Source organism: Streptomyces sp. CA-243310 (genome assembly GCF_050936775.1).
In the GTDB taxonomy this organism is placed as follows: Bacteria; Actinomycetota; Actinomycetes; order Streptomycetales; family Streptomycetaceae; genus Streptomyces.
The window spans coordinates 26,566-42,858 of sequence record NZ_JBNJMF010000003.1 but is presented as its reverse complement, the minus strand read 5'-3'; the positions used below and the strand labels follow the sequence as shown (position 1 = coordinate 42,858).

The window sequence follows — 16,293 nt, the reverse complement described above, 5'->3', positions numbered from 1 at the left end:
GACACGGATGACCACAGTTGCGACCTGTCGCGCTCAGGCTCAACCGGCCACAACATCGTCGGTGACAACCAGTCTGCCTATGTGACAACTATCGTGCTTCGGCTCAAGATCTGGTTTATAGCAGGTTCGGAATTCGGCCGGGTCAGAACCGGAAGGAGATTGACGACACGGACGTGAAATCCGCGCGGAGGCCATCAGTCCGTGTACCCCATTCCGTGAAATACGACTCCGTTATGGCCTCAGCGACGATCGGATGCAGCTCCTCCTCCGTCGCACCGGCTGCCTGGAGCTCCAGGATCTGCTTCACGTAGGTGGGCGAGATGTCCGTGGTGATCTGGCGTTCACGGCCGTCGTCGGAGCTGCCCGTGCAGGTGAATCCGAAGTAGGCCGTCACCTCCACCATCATCCCCTTGGAGGTGGACGCCTGTGCGCGTGCCTGTGCTCTGACCTGCGGTTGCCACTCGGATTCGGTCGCTTCCACCAGGGCGGCCTGGAGCCGCTTCTGCGGCTTCTTCAGCTGCCCGGCACGGTAGCGCTCGATCGTGCGGGTCGAGGTGCCCACACGCTCCGCCAGGCTCCTGGCTGACCCCGTCATCCGCGTGAGGAGGAATTTCACCTGGGCGTTGGCGGATTTCGGTGCGGGCCGGGTGAAGACCTTCCGCTCCGCCCGCGCGAGGGCCTCCAGGACCTTGCCGCGGCGCGGGGCCGGCTGCTGCTGCTCGTGATCGCTCATGTCCCAAGGACGCCACGGCGCCCCTGTGGACGGGGGACGTCGTGGGGAGGCCGGTCGAGGTCGAGGCCGCCGTTGCTCTGTGGGGCGGACCATACCTTTCGAAAGTTGCTGCTCGCGCATCCGTGCCGGTGTATGCCTGGGCAATGAGTGCACGCAATCGAGTGACGATCGAAGCCCTGGACACCCCTCAGCCGGCCGGGGAGTGTCCCAACTGCAAGCTCAATGTTGCCTTCATGCACGCGTCCAGGCGCCAGGTCTGGCCCGAGCTCGTGGAGCTCTCCTTCGGGCGCAGCAGCGGAGCTGACCTGCGCGGTCCAGGAGAGCCCCTTCAACAGCCGGACATGTTCCGCGTGGTCTAGGTCGTGTCTTCAAAAGATCTTGAGTGGTGGATCATGGTTGGGTGATACGTCGCCATGAACTGTCTGATGAGGAGTGGGAGTTCGTCCGGCCGCTGCTGCCTGAGTCCTTGCTCGGGCGGAAGCGGTTGGACGACCGGACCGTGCTGAACGGGATCGTGTGGAAGTTCCGGACGGGCACGGCCTGGCGGGATGTGCCTGAGCGGTATGGCCCGTGGGCCACGCTGCATACCCGGTTTCGCCGGTGGGCTCTGGACGGCACCTTCGAGCGGATGCTCCGGGCCGCGCAGGCCCGGGCGGATGCGGCCGGCGACATCGACTGGCTGGTGTCGGTCGACTCGACCGTCGTGCGAGCCCACCAGCATGCCGCCGGGGCCCGAAAAGGGGGCTCCGCAGTCCCGGCCTCGGACGCTCCCGAGGTGGTCTGACCAGCAAGATTCACCTGGCCTGCGATGCCTACGGTCGTCCGCTCGCCTCCGTGGTCACGGGCGGCAACATCAACGACTGCACCCAGTTCACCACCGTGATGGAGGCGATCCGGGTGCCCCGCATCGGCCCGGGCCGCCCCCGAGTGCGGCCCGTCCACGTGCTGGGCGACAAGGGCTACAGCTCCCGGGCCATCCGCACCTGGCTGCGGCGCCGCGGCATCGGCCACACGATTCCCGAGCGAGCCGACCAGGTCCGCAACCGGCTCCGGCGCGGCAGCCGGGGCGGGCGCCCGCCGACGTTCGACAAACAGCTCTACAAGCGGCGCAACGTCGTAGAACGGTGCTTCAACCGCCTCAAGCAGTGGCGCGGCATCGCGACCCGCTACGACAAGACCGCCGAGTCCTACCAGGCAGCCGTCACCCTCGCCTCGCTCCTGATGTGGGCGTGACATTTGAAGACAACTCCTAGCACGTCTTGATGTGCCCGCGCTGTCGGAAGACGTGCGTCCTGCACCAGCACTTCGGTCCAGATCTCCCTGAGGACCTGGAGAAGGTGGGCGAAGCACTCGACGCCAAGGCCAGCAAGGTGCGCTTCACACGGTGCGTGCATCCGGCGGGCGAACCGGGCCAGCTGGCCCCCGAGGCGCCCGAGAGCGTGCGTGGCCTGTTCGCCGAGGGGGCCCGATGCGAGCAGGCCGGGGCCCTGCGCGCGGCGGGCGCCATGTACCGTGCCGCGGTCGAAGAACTCTGCGCGGACCGTGGCGCCAATGGGAGGAACCTGATTGCCAAGATCGCAGACCTCGTGAACCGGGGGGTTCCCGCCGAGGTGGTCCGGGACTTGGACGAGGCCCGGCTGCTGGGCAACTGGAGCCTGCATGAGGGACTCAACTTCTCCCACGATGAGGTCGCCGACGTCGCCTCCCTGATCAGGGAGGCCGTGTTCCTTCTCTACGTTCAGCCAGAGCAGCGCGCCACGTTGCGCGCGGCCCGTCAGGCACGACGCGATGGGCATCGCGCGACACCGCGATGAGACCACACAGCCAGCGAGCAGCAGATACGCGAGCGAGCCCCGGACAGCGTCGGTCCGGGGCTCGCGGGTTGTTCGGGCGGCCTCTACAGCTGGAATCCCAGGTCGAGCACGTCGTTGATCTGGACTTCCTGGAGGGAGCCGGCGCGGCGGCCGCTGTCCTGGAAGTAGACCTCCTTGAGTGCTTCGGCGGTGAGCTCGCGCAGCCGGTCCTCGCTGGCGCCTTGCTCCTGGGCGGTGAAGAGGCGGGCCGCGTACTGGGGCGGCAGGGCGACGGTGATGTGCCGTTCGCGGTCCTCGTCCGTGGACTCCAGGGACGCCCCCGCGTAGCCGAGGCGGGCGTGGACGTCGATCACGATCCCGCCGGTGGTCGCCGCCTTCTCCTTCGCCTTGGCCCGGATCTGCGGCTGCCACCGGGCCTTCACCTCGCGCTCCAAGCGCGCGGCAAGGTCCGCTCGCGGCTTCTTGATCTGCTCCTTCACGTACCGCTCGACGGTGCGCTGGGAGACCCGCAGCATCTGGGCGACGGCCTTGGTGCCCTTGTACTGCTTGACCAGGTAGCGCATCTGCGCGCCGGCCGACTTCGGCACCGGGCGGGTGAACGCCTTTGCCACCACCTGGTTGAGGCCGTCCCCGAACTCCTTGTTCATCGCGCTCCCTACTCCCCATTGTCCTTGTCGGTGAGGTTGCCGTCCTTGATGTACCGGGCCAGGTTGAGCTCAGGCGCCTGAAACTGCTCCCTGGCACCCTCACCCCACAACACGGTCTGCGTGCCCTCGTGCTTCACCAGGCCCGGGTTGACCCCGAGCTTGAAGCCGCCCGGCAACGGCTTGCCCTCGCGGTAGGGCGGGAAGTCCAGCGGGCCCTCGCCGTCGACGGCGGAGACGACGCAGTCGGAGAGGATCGCGACCGGGTACTGCCCGGTGAACGCCGCGTGCTTGACCATCTTGCGGTGCAGGTTGATCCGGGTGCGGGAGATGACCGCCGCGCGGATGTCGGGCCGCCACGTCGGGCGCTCCAGGGCCCGCCACCGCTCGCCGGACGTCCAGCCCTCGCCGCGGGGCCGCTCGCGCAGCTTCCCCAGCCCGCCCTTCACGGTCGCCTTGACCGCACCCACGACAATCGCCATCTGCGGGTCGCGTCCCTTGTAGCCGTCCATCGCCGCGAAGAAGTCCTCGGGCGACAGGTCGGCGTCGACACCGAGGTCGGCCATCGTCGCCAGGTAGGCGTCACGCAGCCGGCTGTACCAGCCGTCCAGGTAGCGGCCGTTCTCGTACCGCACGTACGCCTCGGTCGGCGTCACGTCGTACCCGAGCTCCTGGGCATACGCGACGGTCGGCGTCGCGTACCAGGCCGGCCCCTCGGGCCGGTCGCCCTTCGGCGTGAACGGGGAGGGCAGCAGCGCGCCGTCCAGCTTTACCCACTCCTTGCCGACCTTCACCCGCGACAGGTCGACGTGACTGAGATCGACCAGCCAGCTTCCCGGGAGCTTCGGGTCGAACACAGGATTCTTGACGTGCGTCGGCTCGCTGAGGCCGACGACCAGCCCGTTCGCTCCGGCGGCGAACGCCATGTTGACGTCCAGGCCCACGAGGTGGCTGCGCATGCATTCGGCGTCGGTGAGCGGGCGTGCCCAGTCGTACGCCTCCTCGAACAGCTTCTCCGCCGGTCCCCGGACGTGGAAGCGCGGCAGGTTCGCCAGGAGCGGGTGCCCGTCCGGGTCCTCGCACCGCGCGCAGTCCACCGGGTCCTTGCCGAGCGAGCCGGGGGTCTTGTCGTCGGCCCGCCGCAGGACGCCGGTCTCCTTGTCCCGTACGGCGTAGGTCGGCGGGTGCAGGGCGGTCATGAGCTCGATGCCGGTGACGGCGGTGGAGCCGCGCGGCGTCATCACCCGGGCCGCATACGTGCCTAGCACGCGGGCGAGCTCCGCCGGCGGCAGCTGGGCGGCGGCGCCCCAGAATCGGGCGTCCAGCGCGTTCCACGACGGGATGCACAGCTGGACGCACTGGCGGTCCGAGCCCTGGGCGGCGCGGTAGATCCTCGCCCACGGTCCGAACCCGCGCTTGGTGAGCTGCCAGTCGGCCCGGGTCAGCTGCTTGATGACCTTGTGGCCCTCCGGGATCCGCCCGGCGATCCGCTCCTCCTCGGTGAGGGCCACCGGGAGGCCGTAGCTGCTCGCACGCGTCCGCGCTGAGCACGATCAGCGGGTCGGCCGGCCTGCCCGGACCGGACAGCTTCGGCTGACCGAGCTTCGCCTCCTTGAGGGTCCAGTCCACCAGGGACGGCAGGCTCTTGGCGGGCACGTCCAGGACCAGGCCGCCGACGCAGTACGCGAGCACCTTGCCGTCCTCGACGTCGACGACCGCCAGCGGACCGTTCTCGAACCGCGGGTCGATCTCGCCCGCCGTAGTCGCGGCCGGGGCCGCCTTCTTCGCGCCGGGGCGGCGCGACGTCGACGTCGGCCTGGTGGTGGGCGCCGGACCCGGAGCGGCCTCCGAAGCGGCGGCGACAGGAGTAGGGGGCGGAACTGGTCTGGGTGTTCTCGGTTGCAGTCATGGCCACAGCCTCGGGCGCCGGACCTGTGGACAGAGTCTGGGTTTCCGCCGGGTCGGGCACGCCGGTGAACGTCGCCGGCACCGCAGCGGCAGAGACGGCCACGACTGCGTCCGCTACGGCGGCCGGGGCGGGGTAGAGCTCCGCGAGCTGCGCCAGCAGCCGGGCATACGCCTCGCGCTCCGGCGGCCGCGGCTCCGTCTTGCCGGCCTCCCACCCGGACACCGTGGCCCGGCGCACCTTCAGCGCGGTGGCCACTTCGTCAATCGTCAGGCCATGCGCAGACGCTTGCGCTCCGCCGGGGGCGGAAGCGTGGAGCGGGACGCGACCAGCGCGTCGACCGCATCGAACAACTCGGACATGGGATACCTCCTGACGACACCCTACCCCATGGAGCGTACGAAGTGCGTACATTCACCGTACGAAGTACGTACGTTCCTGGATTAGATCGCGTGAAAGTGCACACTTCCGTAAGCTGGTGTGCATGACGACGGAGAGCAGCACCTACTCGATCGTGGAAGCGCGCGCCCGTTTGGGCGCCATCGCGCGTGAGGTCAGCGCCACCCGGGAGCCGGTGGCCATCACCGACCACGGCCACACCATCGCAATGCTGATCAGCCCCGCCGACGCCCTCGAGCTCCAGGAGCTGCGGGCCCTGGCCGCCTACCGCGCGCGCCAGGAGCGCGGCGAGAACGCCGGCATTCCGCACGACGAGGCGTACCGCCGGCTGTTCGGCGCGGAGGCGTGAGCTACGAGGTCATCTGGGAACCCGAGGCCCTCGCACAGGCGGAGAAGTTCGCCAAGGACGACCCCACCGGGGTGCGGCAGGTGTTCACCGCCGTCGACCACCTCGCCGACGAACCCCGGCCCGAAGGCGCCTTCGGGAGCGCCGACGTGCTGCGCATCCACGTGGGGGTGTACCGGGTGATGTACGAGGTCAGCGACCAGCAGGTCCGGATCAGCGTCATCCACCTCGGCCGCCTGCGCTGACGCGTGCCGAAGGGGGCGGCCTCTGTGCGAGGCCGCCCCCTTCGGCGTTCTTCTGGGTCATCAGGCTGGCGGGGCGCGGACCGGGCCCACCGTCCGGAGGAGGATGCGGAATGAGCTCAGCATCGGGGCCTCCTGACGGCCGGCGCCTTCATAGGCCCGTCTGCCCGCTCGTGTGACGTCCGCGCTCGGAATCGACGAGGCGGTTGAGGCCGCGCTCGGCCCGGGCGAGCAGGGAGGGAGTGGGGACTCCGTAGGCGGGCCGCTGGAGTCCCCACTCGCCTGGGGTGGTGGGGGCCGGCCATACGGTGTGGAGCCGGACGGTTCCCTGGGCGGTGAGCGAGGCGGGCCCGGTCAGGGCCATGGTCCCGTCGATGGCGACGTCGACCAGCAGGCGGCCGCCCAGCGCGTCGACGGTGTAGCGCACGGGCCCGTCCGGCGGGGCCCCGGTGCAGGGCTATGTACCGCGATACCCGTATCAACAGCCTCGGCAATGAACAGAGCCGACCTTGCAGGGGGGCCGACGCCCACTTTCCTGGCCGAACGCCGCCCAGGCGGCTGCGGAGGGGCCTGCAGTAGGCGCAGCGCCCGGGCGGGGACAAAATGGGGCCGTGCTCAAGGCAAGGGCCCTGATCCGGAGGTTTCCTCGGTTTCGGCCGGGACACATGGAACGCGTTGAAACTGGACTCCCGCACGGGGGGCCGGTGAGCGGGAGTCGGCGCTGTCCTACTTCTTGACGTAGAGCTCCTGGAACGGCGTGAACGGGAGTGCCTGGTGGCAGAAGTACGCGGTCCACTTGCCGTCCACGATGCCTGCCTGCCCCGCTGCCCGGCAGGCTGCGGCTACGCCACGGAAGGACTTCTCGTGAACGTAGCCCGCAGGGGGCATTCCGAAGCTCGACGAGGAGGCCGGCGGCGGCGGTGCGGCGGTCGCGGCGAAGGCCTGGGGAGCCGCCGCCGCTAAGGCGGTGGCGAGGACCGCAGCGTGCAGGACGCGTCGTATCGAGCGGTTCATATTGAGTTCCTTTCGGTGGGTGGGGTGGTACTAGATCATTCCTCGCTGCCTTGGCCGGCACCGGGTTCGGCTGCCTGCTCCGGCTCCCACGCGGCAATGTCGCGGAGAGCAGCCAAATGGCGAGCCAGGGCCAGGCGCCCCTGAGCCGTCAAGGAGAGCCAGGTACGGGCCCGCTTGCCGACGAAGGCTTTGCGGACCTTCACGTACTCGGCCTGCTCCAAGAGCGTGATCTGCTTGGAGAGGGCCGAGTCCGAGATCTCGATGGTGTCGCGGAGCGTTCTGAAATCGGCCTCGTCAACCGAGGCCAGCGCGGCTGCGATGGAGAACCGCACCGGTGCGTGGATCAAGGTGTCAAGGGATTTGCGAGGATGCGTCACGGCCTGGCCCCGGGGTTGCGGGCCGCCTTGCGTTCGAGCATGCCGATCACGAGGAAGGGCATGCCGCACAGGACGGCTCCCGGCACCCACCACAGTGGGTCACCCGAGAAGAACACGGTGCCGAGAGTGACGACGAGCGTGTAGACGGCCGCGCCCGACGTCGTCGCGAGGGCGTACAGCGTCCGGTAGTGCCGGGGCAGTACCGGACGCGTTGCCGTGTAGATCACCAGGGTGAAGAACGGAATGAGCAGGACGACTGGAACGGCGTATTGCGTGGATGGCTCGATCAGCAGTCCGTAGACGGCTGTCATCACCATCATCGCCAGGCCGAGCAGGAACACCACTGGGCCGGGTCGCCGGTTCCTTCCTCGCATCCGGGACGCCACCGCGTCCGCCGATGCAAGGGCTTCCGTCGCTTCGTTCTTGTCCATCGTCACGCCTTTCGCTGAGGGATTCCGTCGCATGCCAGTGTCTATGCGCCCTCGCCCTGGCCCCACTTGAAGGTGCGGACGGCGAGGACGACCGCCGCGGCGGTGGTGACGGTGACGACCAGGACGGACAACCACGCCGGGTGGGTCGGCTCGCCCTGTGGCATCTGCGTGAGCATGAGGTCCGCGAAGAAGGACGTGGGCAGCAGGCTCAGCGTGGTACGAACGGCATCGGGCATGAGCTCCAGCGGGAACGCCAGACCGCTCAGGAACAGTGCCGAGAGCTGTACGAGCGTACCGACGTTAGTGGCGGCGTCCGGCGAGGCCAGACGGCCACCGATCAGGTACCCGACGCCCCCGAACATGGCGAGGCCGAGCAGTGTGATGCCGAAGAGCGCCGGGAGACTGCTCGGTTCCACTTTGCCGAGGGCGACCCCCAGCAGGAGCAGGACCGCCGCCTGGACGGTGACCATGAGAATCCTGGCGATCATGTGGGTGAATACGAGACGGGCCCGCCCCAAGGGTGTGGTGCCGAGGAGCCGGAGCGTTCCCTTGGCGCGCAGGCTGGCCAGCGGCCCGGCGGTAACCGTCAGAGCTGCGCTGGTCACGGCCAGGAAGATCGCCATGGGGAAGACCAGTTGCAGGAAGTCCGGGGCTCCGGAGTCCTTGGGCATGGTGAAGCCGAGGGCGAGGAAGATGCCCAGCATCCCGAAGGGGAAGAACAGCGCGAAGTAGAAGTACTTCGCGTCGCGTACGAGCTCCCGGGCGTGCATGAGGGTCAGCTCACGCGAGGACGACGACATCACGCCATCACTCCTTTCGTCTCCGCGGCACCGTGCTCGGCGGGCGGCTCCGCGCCGTCGCCCGCTTCATGGAAAGAGACACCCGTGAGGAGACGGAAAACCGCTTCCAGGCCGGCCTCCTTGATCTGAATGCGACGGGCTCCCAACGGGCCGGCCAGCAGGGCGAATGCCGCATCGGAGTCGCTGGTCCGCATGATGACCTGGGAGTCACCGCCGGAGTCGCGGCTGTGGACATGGGACACCCCGGGCGCGGCACGCAGCCGTGCGAGGTCGGTGCCGGCCGGGACGGTGAAGTGCACCTCGCGTTCGGGTGCGTGGGTGTTGATCAGGTCCTGTGGGGTTCCGCAGGCGGCGACCCGGCCCTTGTGCAGTACGGCGACCCGGTCGCAGAGCACCTCGGCCTCCTCCATGGAGTGCGTCGACAACAGGACGGTTCCGCCGGCCCCGCGGTGCGTGCGGACCGCGTCCCACAGTTCTTGCCGCGCGTTCGGGTCCATGCCCGTCGACGGTTCGTCAAGCACCAGCAGACGGGGGCGGGAGATGAGCGCCGTGCCGACGAGGAGGCGCTGCCGCTGTCCGCCGGAGAGCTTTGACACGCGGACGTCGCGCGAGGCCGACAGGCCCATCCGGGCGATGATGGTGTCCGGGCTCTCGGGGTCGGGATAGAGCGAGGCCCAGACGCGAAGAAGTTCCGCCACCGTCTGCTGTTCAAACACGGCAGCGTGCTGCGGCTGGATCGCGACGTACTTGCGGATCTCGTCCCGCTGCGCCACGGGGTCGTATCCGAGGACCCGGACAGTGCCCCCGGTGGGGCGGCGTAGGCCGACGAGGGTCTCGATGGTGGTGGTCTTGCCGGCTCCGTTCGGGCCGAGCAGGCCAAAGATCTCTCCCGGCCGGACCGAGAGGTCGATGCCGGCCAATGCGACGATGTCCCCGTCGGGGCCCGGATACCGCTTGGTGACGTTCTCCAACAGGATCGCCGCGTCGTGGCGCGGGCCTTGTTCAGCCATGCCGCATCTGCCTCTCATCGGGTTTCACCGAGGTCTTGCCGTGCGTACTGCTGTCTTGCCAGCATGGCATTCACTTTCAAATGTGGCAAGTGGTTGCGTGAGAGGTAACGACAGTCGGAACGGCTCTAGTTGGCGGACGCGAGTACGCCCAGGAGACACTCCTCGGCCGGAACGAAACCCCACCGGTTCATGTCCATGTGCAGGTAGTGGAGGAGCAACTCCGCCCGCGGTACGGGGTTCTTGTCGGCCGCCGCGGCGTCGAGGACGCGCACGACCGTTCCGGTGTGCCGCACCGCGCTCTCCCGGAGAGGGACGTCCAATCGCCCCGCGGCCTCCGCAGTGCCCTGCGCGGCACGGTGGAGAAGGCTACGCAACACTGCCTGGTCGGGTGCGGCCATGCGGAGTTGCCGCCCCCACTGGCGGCGGTGGGCGGTCCAGAACGCCGTCTGTGCCGGAAGGTCGGGGAGCGCCGCCTGGATGAGCATCCTCATGTACGAGAGGGCCAGCGCGGCCCGCTCGAAGAGCGGGGTGAGGCTGCCGATCCGCTGGTCGACGTACCACGCGCAGGAAGCCGTGAAGAGCTCCTCGGCCCTGGCGACCCCGCGTGCGCCGCCGTATTTGGCAAGTTCCGGTGAGTAGAGGCAGCACCGGACCTGTTTGACCATCGGCAATCCCAGTGGCACGGAGCCCGGCACGAGGCGCTCCGAGGAGGCAGGCCGGTCGAGCGCGTGCAGCAGTGTGGCCAGTTCGGGCGTGCGTCCGTAGACGCGGTCGATCCCGTCGGCGGAGCACCTGAGGCGCAGCCGTAGGTGATGGCCACTCATATCCCAGTAGCGGGTGAAGAACCAGGCGGATGCCGCCTCTTCGGCAGCGCGCTCGGCCAGCCAGGGGATCAGCACCCGCGTGGACTCGTCTATGGCGTCCGGGTGCCCCGGGAAGGCGCGGACGTACCACCAGTCAGTCTCCGTGTCCGGAGCCGCTCGGTCCGTACGGTGCACGGTCGGCATCATCCGTTCTCCTCGGGCCAGGCCAGCAGGGCTACGTGTTCGGTGACCCTGGGCCGGCCGAGGGCATCGCGCTGGGCGTGCAGGGGACGCCCGGGAAGTGCCTCCACGAGCCGGAGGTGGCTGGTCTGAGGGCTCAGCCAGTGGTGGAGGACCCCGACCGACAGCGGAGAGGCCAGGGACACCCACATGGGTTTCCGGTCGGCCGTCATGCCGGGCACGCTGCCCGGGCCTCCGAGCTGGTGCACGAAGACCTCCTCGGGAATGCCGTGGGTGCGCCGGAAGGCGTCGAGCCGGACGGCAAGGCCGGTCGCGTCGTGCTCGCCGCCCTCCGGGCGGGGGATCTCGGCGGCCGGCACGATCCACGAGGCGCGCCGGGTGACGAGACGGTGTGCGGGACCGTCGGTCATGCGCGGGAGTTCCACCACGCCGTCGCCGCAGAGCGGCCCCAGCTCGTAGGCCTTCGTCATCGTGTAGTCGGAGTGAAGCGAGCCGTTGACCCAGGGATCGGCGAGTACGGCGAGCAGCCGCACGTAGGACTGGAGCAGATGCTGAGGGATGAGCCCCAGGTAGGCCAGCCCGACAGGATGGCCGTCCGGGTCGAAGAGGGACAGCGTGTCGGTGCGGGCGTCGTGGACGAGCACGGTGTCGTCCAGGGTGATTCCGTTCACGGCCTCGACCTCGCCTGGCAGGACCAACGGCGGCAGTAGCCCGCCGCATTCGGACTGCACGGTGTTGCAGTCGGTCCAAACCACCAGCTCGCGGCGGGTCACGCCGGGCCAGCAGCTTTCCATTTGCGCGGCGAGGCGTTCGCGGAAGCCGTCTCCGAGAAGTCGGCCGAAGCGGCTGAACAGCCCCCCGGTGCCGGCACCGTACTGGTTGACGACGAGCCGGTAGCTGCCCGCCTCGATGTCGGCACGGCTTGCCGCTTCCAGCTGGAAGAAGACTCCGGCGTTCGGCGGGGCACTGGTCGGCCCGACCGGGAGCCAGGCGCGGTCCGCCGGGTCTCGTCGGCTGGCCATGTCCGCGAACAGCGCGCGGTCGAGCGGCGGATTGGCGTCCCGGTCGATGGTGAGGCGCATGAGGAAGCCGAGCGGGTCCCGGCAGACACCGCCTGCGCCGAACTCTGCGGTGAAGCTCTCCAGGAGCAGGTCGTAGAGGTGCGAGCGGAAGAGATACGGCCGCATCCGCTCGCCCAGCGCCGTGAGGTCGGCCCGGACCGCTGGGACGGTCAGTGGGTCGGGCAGGTCCAGGTCCGTCTCCCGGTCCTCGTAGATCAGCCCGCTGGGTTTCCGCTCGCCCGGGTCATTGTGCTCGTTCCACGCGGCAGTGAGATCCCGGAGCTCTGCGGCGGCGGTGACCCGCCCCTCGGCGTCGTGCCGCCACACGCCGTCACCCAGGTCGTGGGCCCGCGACAGCTCGCTGCGCCCGATCGGGGACGCGGCCGTGTCGCCCTGCAGCAGCGCGGCAAGGACGGGGAATGGTGCCTCGCTCCTGTCCCATGGGGGGATGGGCTGTAGGACTCCGGTGTCGATCAAGCGGACGAACCGGGCGAAGGGCGGGTCACCGCCGACGGCGGCGAGTAGTTCGGTGAACGTGGCACCGGATCGAAGGCCGGCCAACGCGGGCATGGCGTAGTTGGCCTCGACGGCCCGGTCGTGGCGCCACACGACGCCCTCGGTGATGATCGTCTCGCTGTGGAGCAGCAGGCCCTCGGGTTCGGTGGCGGTGCCAGGGCGCACGGGGGCGACGCGGTAGCGGAGCAGCCCGGCCGTCGACGGGTCGCGCGCGAGCCGGCGCAGCGCCAGGTAGGCCATGGTCGCGGAGGTGCGGCTGCGTACGCGGCCCCGCCCTTGGAACCCGGCCTCGCCGACCGTGGTCAGCCCGGAGAAGGGGCTCGTCTTGACGGCGGCGCGGGCAATGTACGAGTACAGCGTCTTCAGTTGCTTCGCCGACCGGGCCTTGCGGTCGCGGTGCCGGATCCAATCGGGCGCGGCGACCGCCAGGGATGCGGCGAAGTCGGACGCTGCCGCGCCGTCGGCGGTGTCCCCGCCGTTTTCGAGGGTGCGGTGCAGGGCTGCGACGGCGTAGTCCCGGTCCTCGGCGAGTTGGGAGGTCAGCTGTTCCAGCAGCGCGTGCCGTTCGTCGACAAGGCGCACCCAGTCGTCCAGGAGGCGGGCCGCGTCGGGCGGGAGGCGCTCGGTCAGTCGTCGCCGTACGTCCTCGTCCCACGGCAGCGGGTCCAGGCGGTTGACCGCTCGCTTGGCGGCCAGTACCCGGCGGCGTAGTGGTACGTCGTCATCGAGGCGGGGCACGACCGCGAAGAGGGCCTCGGTGAGAACGGGGGCAAGGGAGTTCAGGCGTTCCGCGGCGGCGGCGTGTTCGGTCAGCAGCTTGCGTGTGGCCGGGGCGACCAGGTCGAGGACGTCGGAGGGCAGTCCCGCCACCCGGGTCAGCACGACGGGGGAAATGACGAAGGAGGTCATCGGCCCACCGCCGAGAGGGCGAGGTCCACGGTGACTGGCAGGGCGTGGAACATGGCGTAGGCGAGGAAGCAGACGTAGGCCACGGAGAAGAGTCCGTATGCCATGTGGCCGCGGCGGGCCATCTTGCTGAGGTTGGCGAGGTGCGAGGGGAGTTCCTGGCGCCGGATGGTGTGCCGAAGCAGTGCGAACGCGCGCCCCCGGGCGTTGGTGAGACCGGTCGCCGATTCGATGGCCGTGTAGCCGTCGCTGGGCATGAGCGGATTGAGGTTGATCACCAGCATCAGGAGCTGCATTCCCAGCAGCAGCGCGGCGGTGTCTCTCAGCAGTCCGGCCGAGTTCAGGGCGAACGCGCCCGACAGTGCACAGAACCAGCCGTCGCTGAGGATGCCAGCCATGGCCAGGACGACGCGGCCGCCGCGTCCCCTGAAGCGGTAGGCGTCCGTACGGTCCACGTAGGCGACCGGCATGAAGCAGAACAGCAGCGCGACCCCCAGCCCGCGGACCGGTGTGCCGAGTATCTGGGCTACCAGTGCGTGGGCGGTCTCGTGCATCAGGACGTACAGCAGCATCACGCCCGTGGCGATCAGGAACGCGGGGCCGGCCAGATCCTGCGGGGGCGGCATCGCCGTGAAGAGGGTGTGGAAGCCGAGCGTGTACCCCGTGAGCGCGCCGAGTGCCGCGATCAGCACCAGGAGCGTCGCCGGTGCGTTGCGCAGTACCGCGGCCACGGGTTCGAGCATCCGGGGCAGTGAGCGGGTCAGGATGATCCGTGGCATGAGCATGGACGTACGCACGCGTCCACTGGCCTGCGGCTTCTCGGGCAGTTCCGAGCCCTCAAGGAGCCCGCTCCGGTCCAGGGCGCTGAGAAAGGTGTCGATCTGCTGGGAAACCGCTCCGGCGCGCTCCTGGTCGGCGCGTGAAAGGAAGTGGACGAGGTCGTCGCGGGTGCGGGTGCCGTCCAGATAGGTGAGAACCACTTCGCCGGCACGGGTGATGCGGTGGTAATTCCCGGTGACCGGATCGAAGATCAGCGGGATGTCGTCCATCCCGCGGATGACCTCCAGCTCGTCTCGGAGCTTCGGTGGCGAACTGATCACTGTCTACCTCTCCTGTACTCCCGGACGCCCGGGGCTGGCGGGCCGCGACCCGTTGACCCCGGGCCCTGCGTTGCAGGATGCTGCGAAATGAAAAGGCCGCCTTCCAGCGGCGCCGGTGACGGCGTCGCTGGAAGGGAGGGGCCGTGCCCGGCGGGCAGGTGCTGAATCGGTGTCAGCCAGTGAGGCACCGCCTGCCGGGTCCGGTTACCCGTACGTCGACGCCGTGGTGGCGCTGCTGGCCGAGCTGACCGGACACGACGCGCACGCGGCGGACGTCGTGGTGGAGAAGGAGCCCAGGGCGTTGCCCTGGGGCAGCTCCTCGACCGACAGTTCGCCGTCGAGGGCGTACAGATCGAACGTGTACGGGTCGCTGTGCTGTTTGTTCATTGGGTGTCACCTCTTCTCTTCTTCGCTGGTTGCGGCCTTGGAGGGCCGCTGGGGACGGAACGAATCAGCCGACGCAGGAGGCCGTGGTGGCGCTGCTGGCCGAGCTGGCGGGGCAGGAGAAGGAGCTCGCCGAGGTGGCGCTGGAGAAGGAACCGAGGGCGTTGCCCTGCGGCAGCTCCTCCACGAAGAGCTCGTCGTCCATCGCGTAGAGGTCGATGAGCTTGTCGGTGCTGTACTCGTTCACAGGAGATGTCCCTTACGAGAGTGTGTGAGCGCGCGCGGGGCGGTCAGCCGAAGGTCGACGAGCTGCCGACGCTGGAGGCCGAGGTCGCCGGGCAGGACGCGGTCGACGCCGAAGCGGCGGAGAACCAGCAGCCGAGGGCGTTGCCCTGCGGCAGTTCCTCGATCGACAGCTCGCCATCCAGGGCGTACAGGTCGAATGTGTCCTGGTTGATGTCCACTGGTCGTTTTCCTTTCGGACGGGGCTCTGTGGAGGACGTGCGCGGAGAGGAGGAGCCGGTGGCACCTCCGGGCATGTCAGGTGTAGCTGGAGAAGGACGTGAAGGAGGAGGCGGTGGTCACCGGGCAGGAGGCGGAACTGGCCGATCCTCCGGTGGACACCGACGAGAGGGCGTTGCCCTCCGACAGCGTCTCCATCTCGAGGGAGTCCTCGAGGATGTCATCCAGAACGTAGAGTTCCAGTTCGGGCATGGTGCGTTTCCCTTCTGTGAGGCGAGCCGGGTTCAGCCCGTGCAGTTGGCGGTCATGATGCTTCCGGCGCTGCTGAACGGGCAGCTGGCCGTGGTCGCGCTGGATGTTGTGCTGAAGGTCCCCAGTGCCACGCCCTCGGGGATCTGCTCGATGGACAGTGCGTCGTCGCCCAGGTCGACGCTGTGGAGGTCGAGCTCCCACGCGTTGGCTTCGGACATCGGATCACTTCCTTTTCTTGATGCCGGTCTATCGGGTCACCGGTGGCCGGTCGGCCCCGGAGGTAGTGGGGGCGGCGTCAATGCGCCGCCCAGGGCCAGGGCGAAGAGCTGGTGCCGGCTGGCCCCGTCGCTGCGCAGCGGCAGCCGTACGGAAGCCGGGATGAACCCGGCGAAGACAGTGCCGACGAGTCCGACGGCCACGGCGTCGAGCCACATCGTGTAGGCGGCTGCCGCGGTGCGGGTCATGAGTGTCCGGTAGCCGTGGGCGCCGTGGAGGCGGCTCGCCAGGTCCAGGTCCGCGGCGAAGGAGATGATGGCGGCGGAATCGCAGAACTCCCGCTGGATCGTCAGGTCGTGCAGGGCCTCAGCCGGCGGCAGCGGGGCGACCGGGAGGTAGGACCGCTGCGTACCGCTGCCCGTCTCGAGCACGTACATGCCGGGTTCTAGGCCTGTGAGCCGGAAGGCAACGACGTTGATCTGCAGCGGCATCCGCTCTTGTTCCTGCGGCCAAGACGCACGGTCCGCCTCGATGCCCCGGGCGGCTACGTCGGCGACGAGTGAGGCGTCGACGGGCTGCGGTCCGAAGAAACCGGATGGAGCGGCGCTTCTCCAGAACGGTGAGCAGGGAGAACCTGTCACGCTGTTGGGCGGTGAAGCGGACTGGTGGTCCGAGA

The 16,293-nt window shown here is 69.1% G+C and carries 20 protein-coding genes and 2 pseudogenes; 4 read left to right on the top strand and 18 right to left on the bottom strand.

Annotated elements, in window-relative coordinates:
* Positions 1–142: 142 nt before the first annotated feature.
* Positions 143–733, bottom strand: coding sequence for a telomere-protecting terminal protein Tpg (tpg, locus tag ACQEVM_RS33585; protein WP_433085624.1), 591 nt, complete (start codon positions 731–733; stop codon positions 143–145).
* 403 nt (positions 734–1,136) lie between these two features.
* Here tpg (ACQEVM_RS33585) and ACQEVM_RS33580 point away from each other — a divergent pair.
* Both ACQEVM_RS33580 and ACQEVM_RS33575 read left to right on the top strand, forming a co-directional pair.
* Positions 1,137–1,966 (top strand): annotated as a pseudogene (locus ACQEVM_RS33580) (IS5 family transposase).
* Positions 1,967–2,070: 104 nt separating this feature from the next.
* Positions 2,071–2,547, top strand: a complete 477-nt coding sequence (locus ACQEVM_RS33575) for a DUF4145 domain-containing protein (protein WP_433085622.1) — start codon at positions 2,071–2,073, stop codon at positions 2,545–2,547.
* Between the two features lie 83 nt (positions 2,548–2,630).
* On the opposite strand, the gene tpg (ACQEVM_RS33570) is transcribed toward ACQEVM_RS33575, so the two are convergent.
* Positions 2,631–3,194: a telomere-protecting terminal protein Tpg gene (gene tpg, locus ACQEVM_RS33570; protein ID WP_433085620.1), complete on the bottom strand. Its 564-nt coding sequence runs from the start codon at positions 3,192–3,194 to the stop codon at positions 2,631–2,633.
* Between the two features lie 8 nt (positions 3,195–3,202).
* A pseudogene (gene tap, locus ACQEVM_RS33565) lies at positions 3,203–5,459 on the bottom strand (telomere-associated protein Tap).
* Between the two features lie 122 nt (positions 5,460–5,581).
* Between tap and ACQEVM_RS33560 the strand changes: the two are divergent.
* Positions 5,582–5,845, top strand: coding sequence for a type II toxin-antitoxin system prevent-host-death family antitoxin (locus ACQEVM_RS33560; RefSeq protein WP_433085618.1), 264 nt, complete (start codon positions 5,582–5,584; stop codon positions 5,843–5,845).
* Positions 5,842–6,087: a type II toxin-antitoxin system RelE family toxin gene (locus ACQEVM_RS33555; protein ID WP_433085616.1), complete on the top strand. Its 246-nt coding sequence runs from the start codon at positions 5,842–5,844 to the stop codon at positions 6,085–6,087. The genes ACQEVM_RS33560 and ACQEVM_RS33555 overlap by 4 nt, the downstream gene beginning before the upstream one ends.
* Positions 6,088–6,235: 148 nt before the next feature.
* Here the strand turns inward: ACQEVM_RS33555 and ACQEVM_RS33550 are convergent, their stop codons facing one another.
* The 15 genes from ACQEVM_RS33550 to ACQEVM_RS33480 form a co-directional block, all read right to left on the bottom strand.
* Entirely contained in the window at positions 6,236–6,511 is a 276-nt protein-coding gene (locus tag ACQEVM_RS33550; RefSeq protein ID WP_433085614.1) for a hypothetical protein, read from the bottom strand.
* A 299-nt stretch (positions 6,512–6,810) separates the two neighbouring features.
* Positions 6,811–7,098, bottom strand: a complete 288-nt coding sequence (locus tag ACQEVM_RS33545) for a hypothetical protein (protein ID WP_433085612.1) — start codon at positions 7,096–7,098, stop codon at positions 6,811–6,813.
* A gap of 35 nt (positions 7,099–7,133) precedes the next feature.
* A complete protein-coding gene (locus ACQEVM_RS33540; RefSeq protein WP_433085610.1) occupies positions 7,134–7,445 on the bottom strand; it encodes a winged helix-turn-helix domain-containing protein in 312 nt (103 codons plus the stop codon).
* A gap of 26 nt (positions 7,446–7,471) precedes the next feature.
* The gene (locus ACQEVM_RS33535; RefSeq protein WP_433085606.1) at positions 7,472–7,906 is read right to left on the bottom strand and encodes a hypothetical protein; all 435 of its coding nucleotides are present in this window, start codon (positions 7,904–7,906) and stop codon (positions 7,472–7,474) included.
* Between the two features lie 41 nt (positions 7,907–7,947).
* Positions 7,948–8,706, bottom strand: a complete 759-nt coding sequence (locus ACQEVM_RS33530) for an ABC transporter permease (protein WP_433085604.1) — start codon at positions 8,704–8,706, stop codon at positions 7,948–7,950.
* Positions 8,706–9,716 carry an ABC transporter ATP-binding protein gene (locus tag ACQEVM_RS33525; protein WP_433085602.1) on the bottom strand — a complete coding sequence of 337 codons (1,011 nt, stop codon included), beginning with the start codon at positions 9,714–9,716 and terminating at the stop codon, positions 8,706–8,708. The genes ACQEVM_RS33530 and ACQEVM_RS33525 overlap by 1 nt, the downstream gene beginning before the upstream one ends.
* A gap of 125 nt (positions 9,717–9,841) precedes the next feature.
* Positions 9,842–10,726 carry a lantibiotic dehydratase C-terminal domain-containing protein gene (locus tag ACQEVM_RS33520; RefSeq protein ID WP_433085600.1) on the bottom strand — a complete coding sequence of 295 codons (885 nt, stop codon included), beginning with the start codon at positions 10,724–10,726 and terminating at the stop codon, positions 9,842–9,844.
* Complete coding sequence (locus tag ACQEVM_RS33515; protein WP_433085598.1) at positions 10,723–13,206, bottom strand: hypothetical protein; 2,484 nt, start codon at positions 13,204–13,206, stop codon at positions 10,723–10,725. The genes ACQEVM_RS33520 and ACQEVM_RS33515 overlap by 4 nt, the downstream gene beginning before the upstream one ends.
* On the bottom strand, positions 13,203–14,303 hold the full coding sequence (locus ACQEVM_RS33510; protein WP_433085596.1) for a hypothetical protein: 1,101 nt from the start codon (positions 14,301–14,303) through the stop codon (positions 13,203–13,205). The genes ACQEVM_RS33515 and ACQEVM_RS33510 overlap by 4 nt, the downstream gene beginning before the upstream one ends.
* A 204-nt stretch (positions 14,304–14,507) precedes the next feature.
* Entirely contained in the window at positions 14,508–14,690 is a 183-nt protein-coding gene (locus ACQEVM_RS33505) for a thiocillin family RiPP (protein ID WP_433085594.1), read from the bottom strand.
* Between the two features lie 64 nt (positions 14,691–14,754).
* Entirely contained in the window at positions 14,755–14,934 is a 180-nt protein-coding gene (locus tag ACQEVM_RS33500; protein ID WP_433085592.1) for a thiocillin family RiPP, read from the bottom strand.
* Positions 14,935–14,977: 43 nt separating this feature from the next.
* Positions 14,978–15,151 carry a thiocillin family RiPP gene (locus ACQEVM_RS33495; RefSeq protein ID WP_433085590.1) on the bottom strand — a complete coding sequence of 58 codons (174 nt, stop codon included), beginning with the start codon at positions 15,149–15,151 and terminating at the stop codon, positions 14,978–14,980.
* A 76-nt stretch (positions 15,152–15,227) separates the two neighbouring features.
* Positions 15,228–15,401, bottom strand: coding sequence for a thiocillin family RiPP (locus ACQEVM_RS33490; protein WP_433085588.1), 174 nt, complete (start codon positions 15,399–15,401; stop codon positions 15,228–15,230).
* Between the two features lie 32 nt (positions 15,402–15,433).
* Entirely contained in the window at positions 15,434–15,619 is a 186-nt protein-coding gene (locus tag ACQEVM_RS33485; protein ID WP_433085586.1) for a thiocillin family RiPP, read from the bottom strand.
* A gap of 36 nt (positions 15,620–15,655) precedes the next feature.
* Positions 15,656–16,108, bottom strand: coding sequence for a hypothetical protein (locus ACQEVM_RS33480; protein WP_433085584.1), 453 nt, complete (start codon positions 16,106–16,108; stop codon positions 15,656–15,658).
* Positions 16,109–16,293: the final 185 nt, after the last annotated feature.

Excerpts from the sequence above, each read along its gene's own strand:
- tpg (WP_433085624.1), bottom strand. The coding sequence starts at position 733 with ATGAGCGATCACGAGCAGCAGCAGCCGGCCCCGCGCCGCGGCAAGGTC.
- tpg (WP_433085620.1), bottom strand. The coding sequence starts at position 3,194 with ATGAACAAGGAGTTCGGGGACGGCCTCAACCAGGTGGTGGCAAAGGCG.
- ACQEVM_RS33560 (WP_433085618.1), top strand. The coding sequence starts at position 5,582 with ATGACGACGGAGAGCAGCACCTACTCGATCGTGGAAGCGCGCGCCCGT.
- ACQEVM_RS33545 (WP_433085612.1), bottom strand. The coding sequence starts at position 7,098 with ATGAACCGCTCGATACGACGCGTCCTGCACGCTGCGGTCCTCGCCACC.
- ACQEVM_RS33535 (WP_433085606.1), bottom strand. The coding sequence starts at position 7,906 with ATGGACAAGAACGAAGCGACGGAAGCCCTTGCATCGGCGGACGCGGTG.
- ACQEVM_RS33530 (WP_433085604.1), bottom strand. The coding sequence starts at position 8,706 with ATGTCGTCGTCCTCGCGTGAGCTGACCCTCATGCACGCCCGGGAGCTC.
- ACQEVM_RS33525 (WP_433085602.1), bottom strand. The coding sequence starts at position 9,716 with ATGGCTGAACAAGGCCCGCGCCACGACGCGGCGATCCTGTTGGAGAAC.
- ACQEVM_RS33520 (WP_433085600.1), bottom strand. The coding sequence starts at position 10,726 with ATGATGCCGACCGTGCACCGTACGGACCGAGCGGCTCCGGACACGGAG.
- ACQEVM_RS33515 (WP_433085598.1), bottom strand. The coding sequence starts at position 13,206 with ATGACCTCCTTCGTCATTTCCCCCGTCGTGCTGACCCGGGTGGCGGGA.
- ACQEVM_RS33505 (WP_433085594.1), bottom strand. The coding sequence starts at position 14,690 with ATGAACAAACAGCACAGCGACCCGTACACGTTCGATCTGTACGCCCTC.
- ACQEVM_RS33490 (WP_433085588.1), bottom strand. The coding sequence starts at position 15,401 with ATGCCCGAACTGGAACTCTACGTTCTGGATGACATCCTCGAGGACTCC.
- ACQEVM_RS33485 (WP_433085586.1), bottom strand. The coding sequence starts at position 15,619 with ATGTCCGAAGCCAACGCGTGGGAGCTCGACCTCCACAGCGTCGACCTG.
- ACQEVM_RS33480 (WP_433085584.1), bottom strand. The coding sequence starts at position 16,108 with ATGCCGCTGCAGATCAACGTCGTTGCCTTCCGGCTCACAGGCCTAGAA.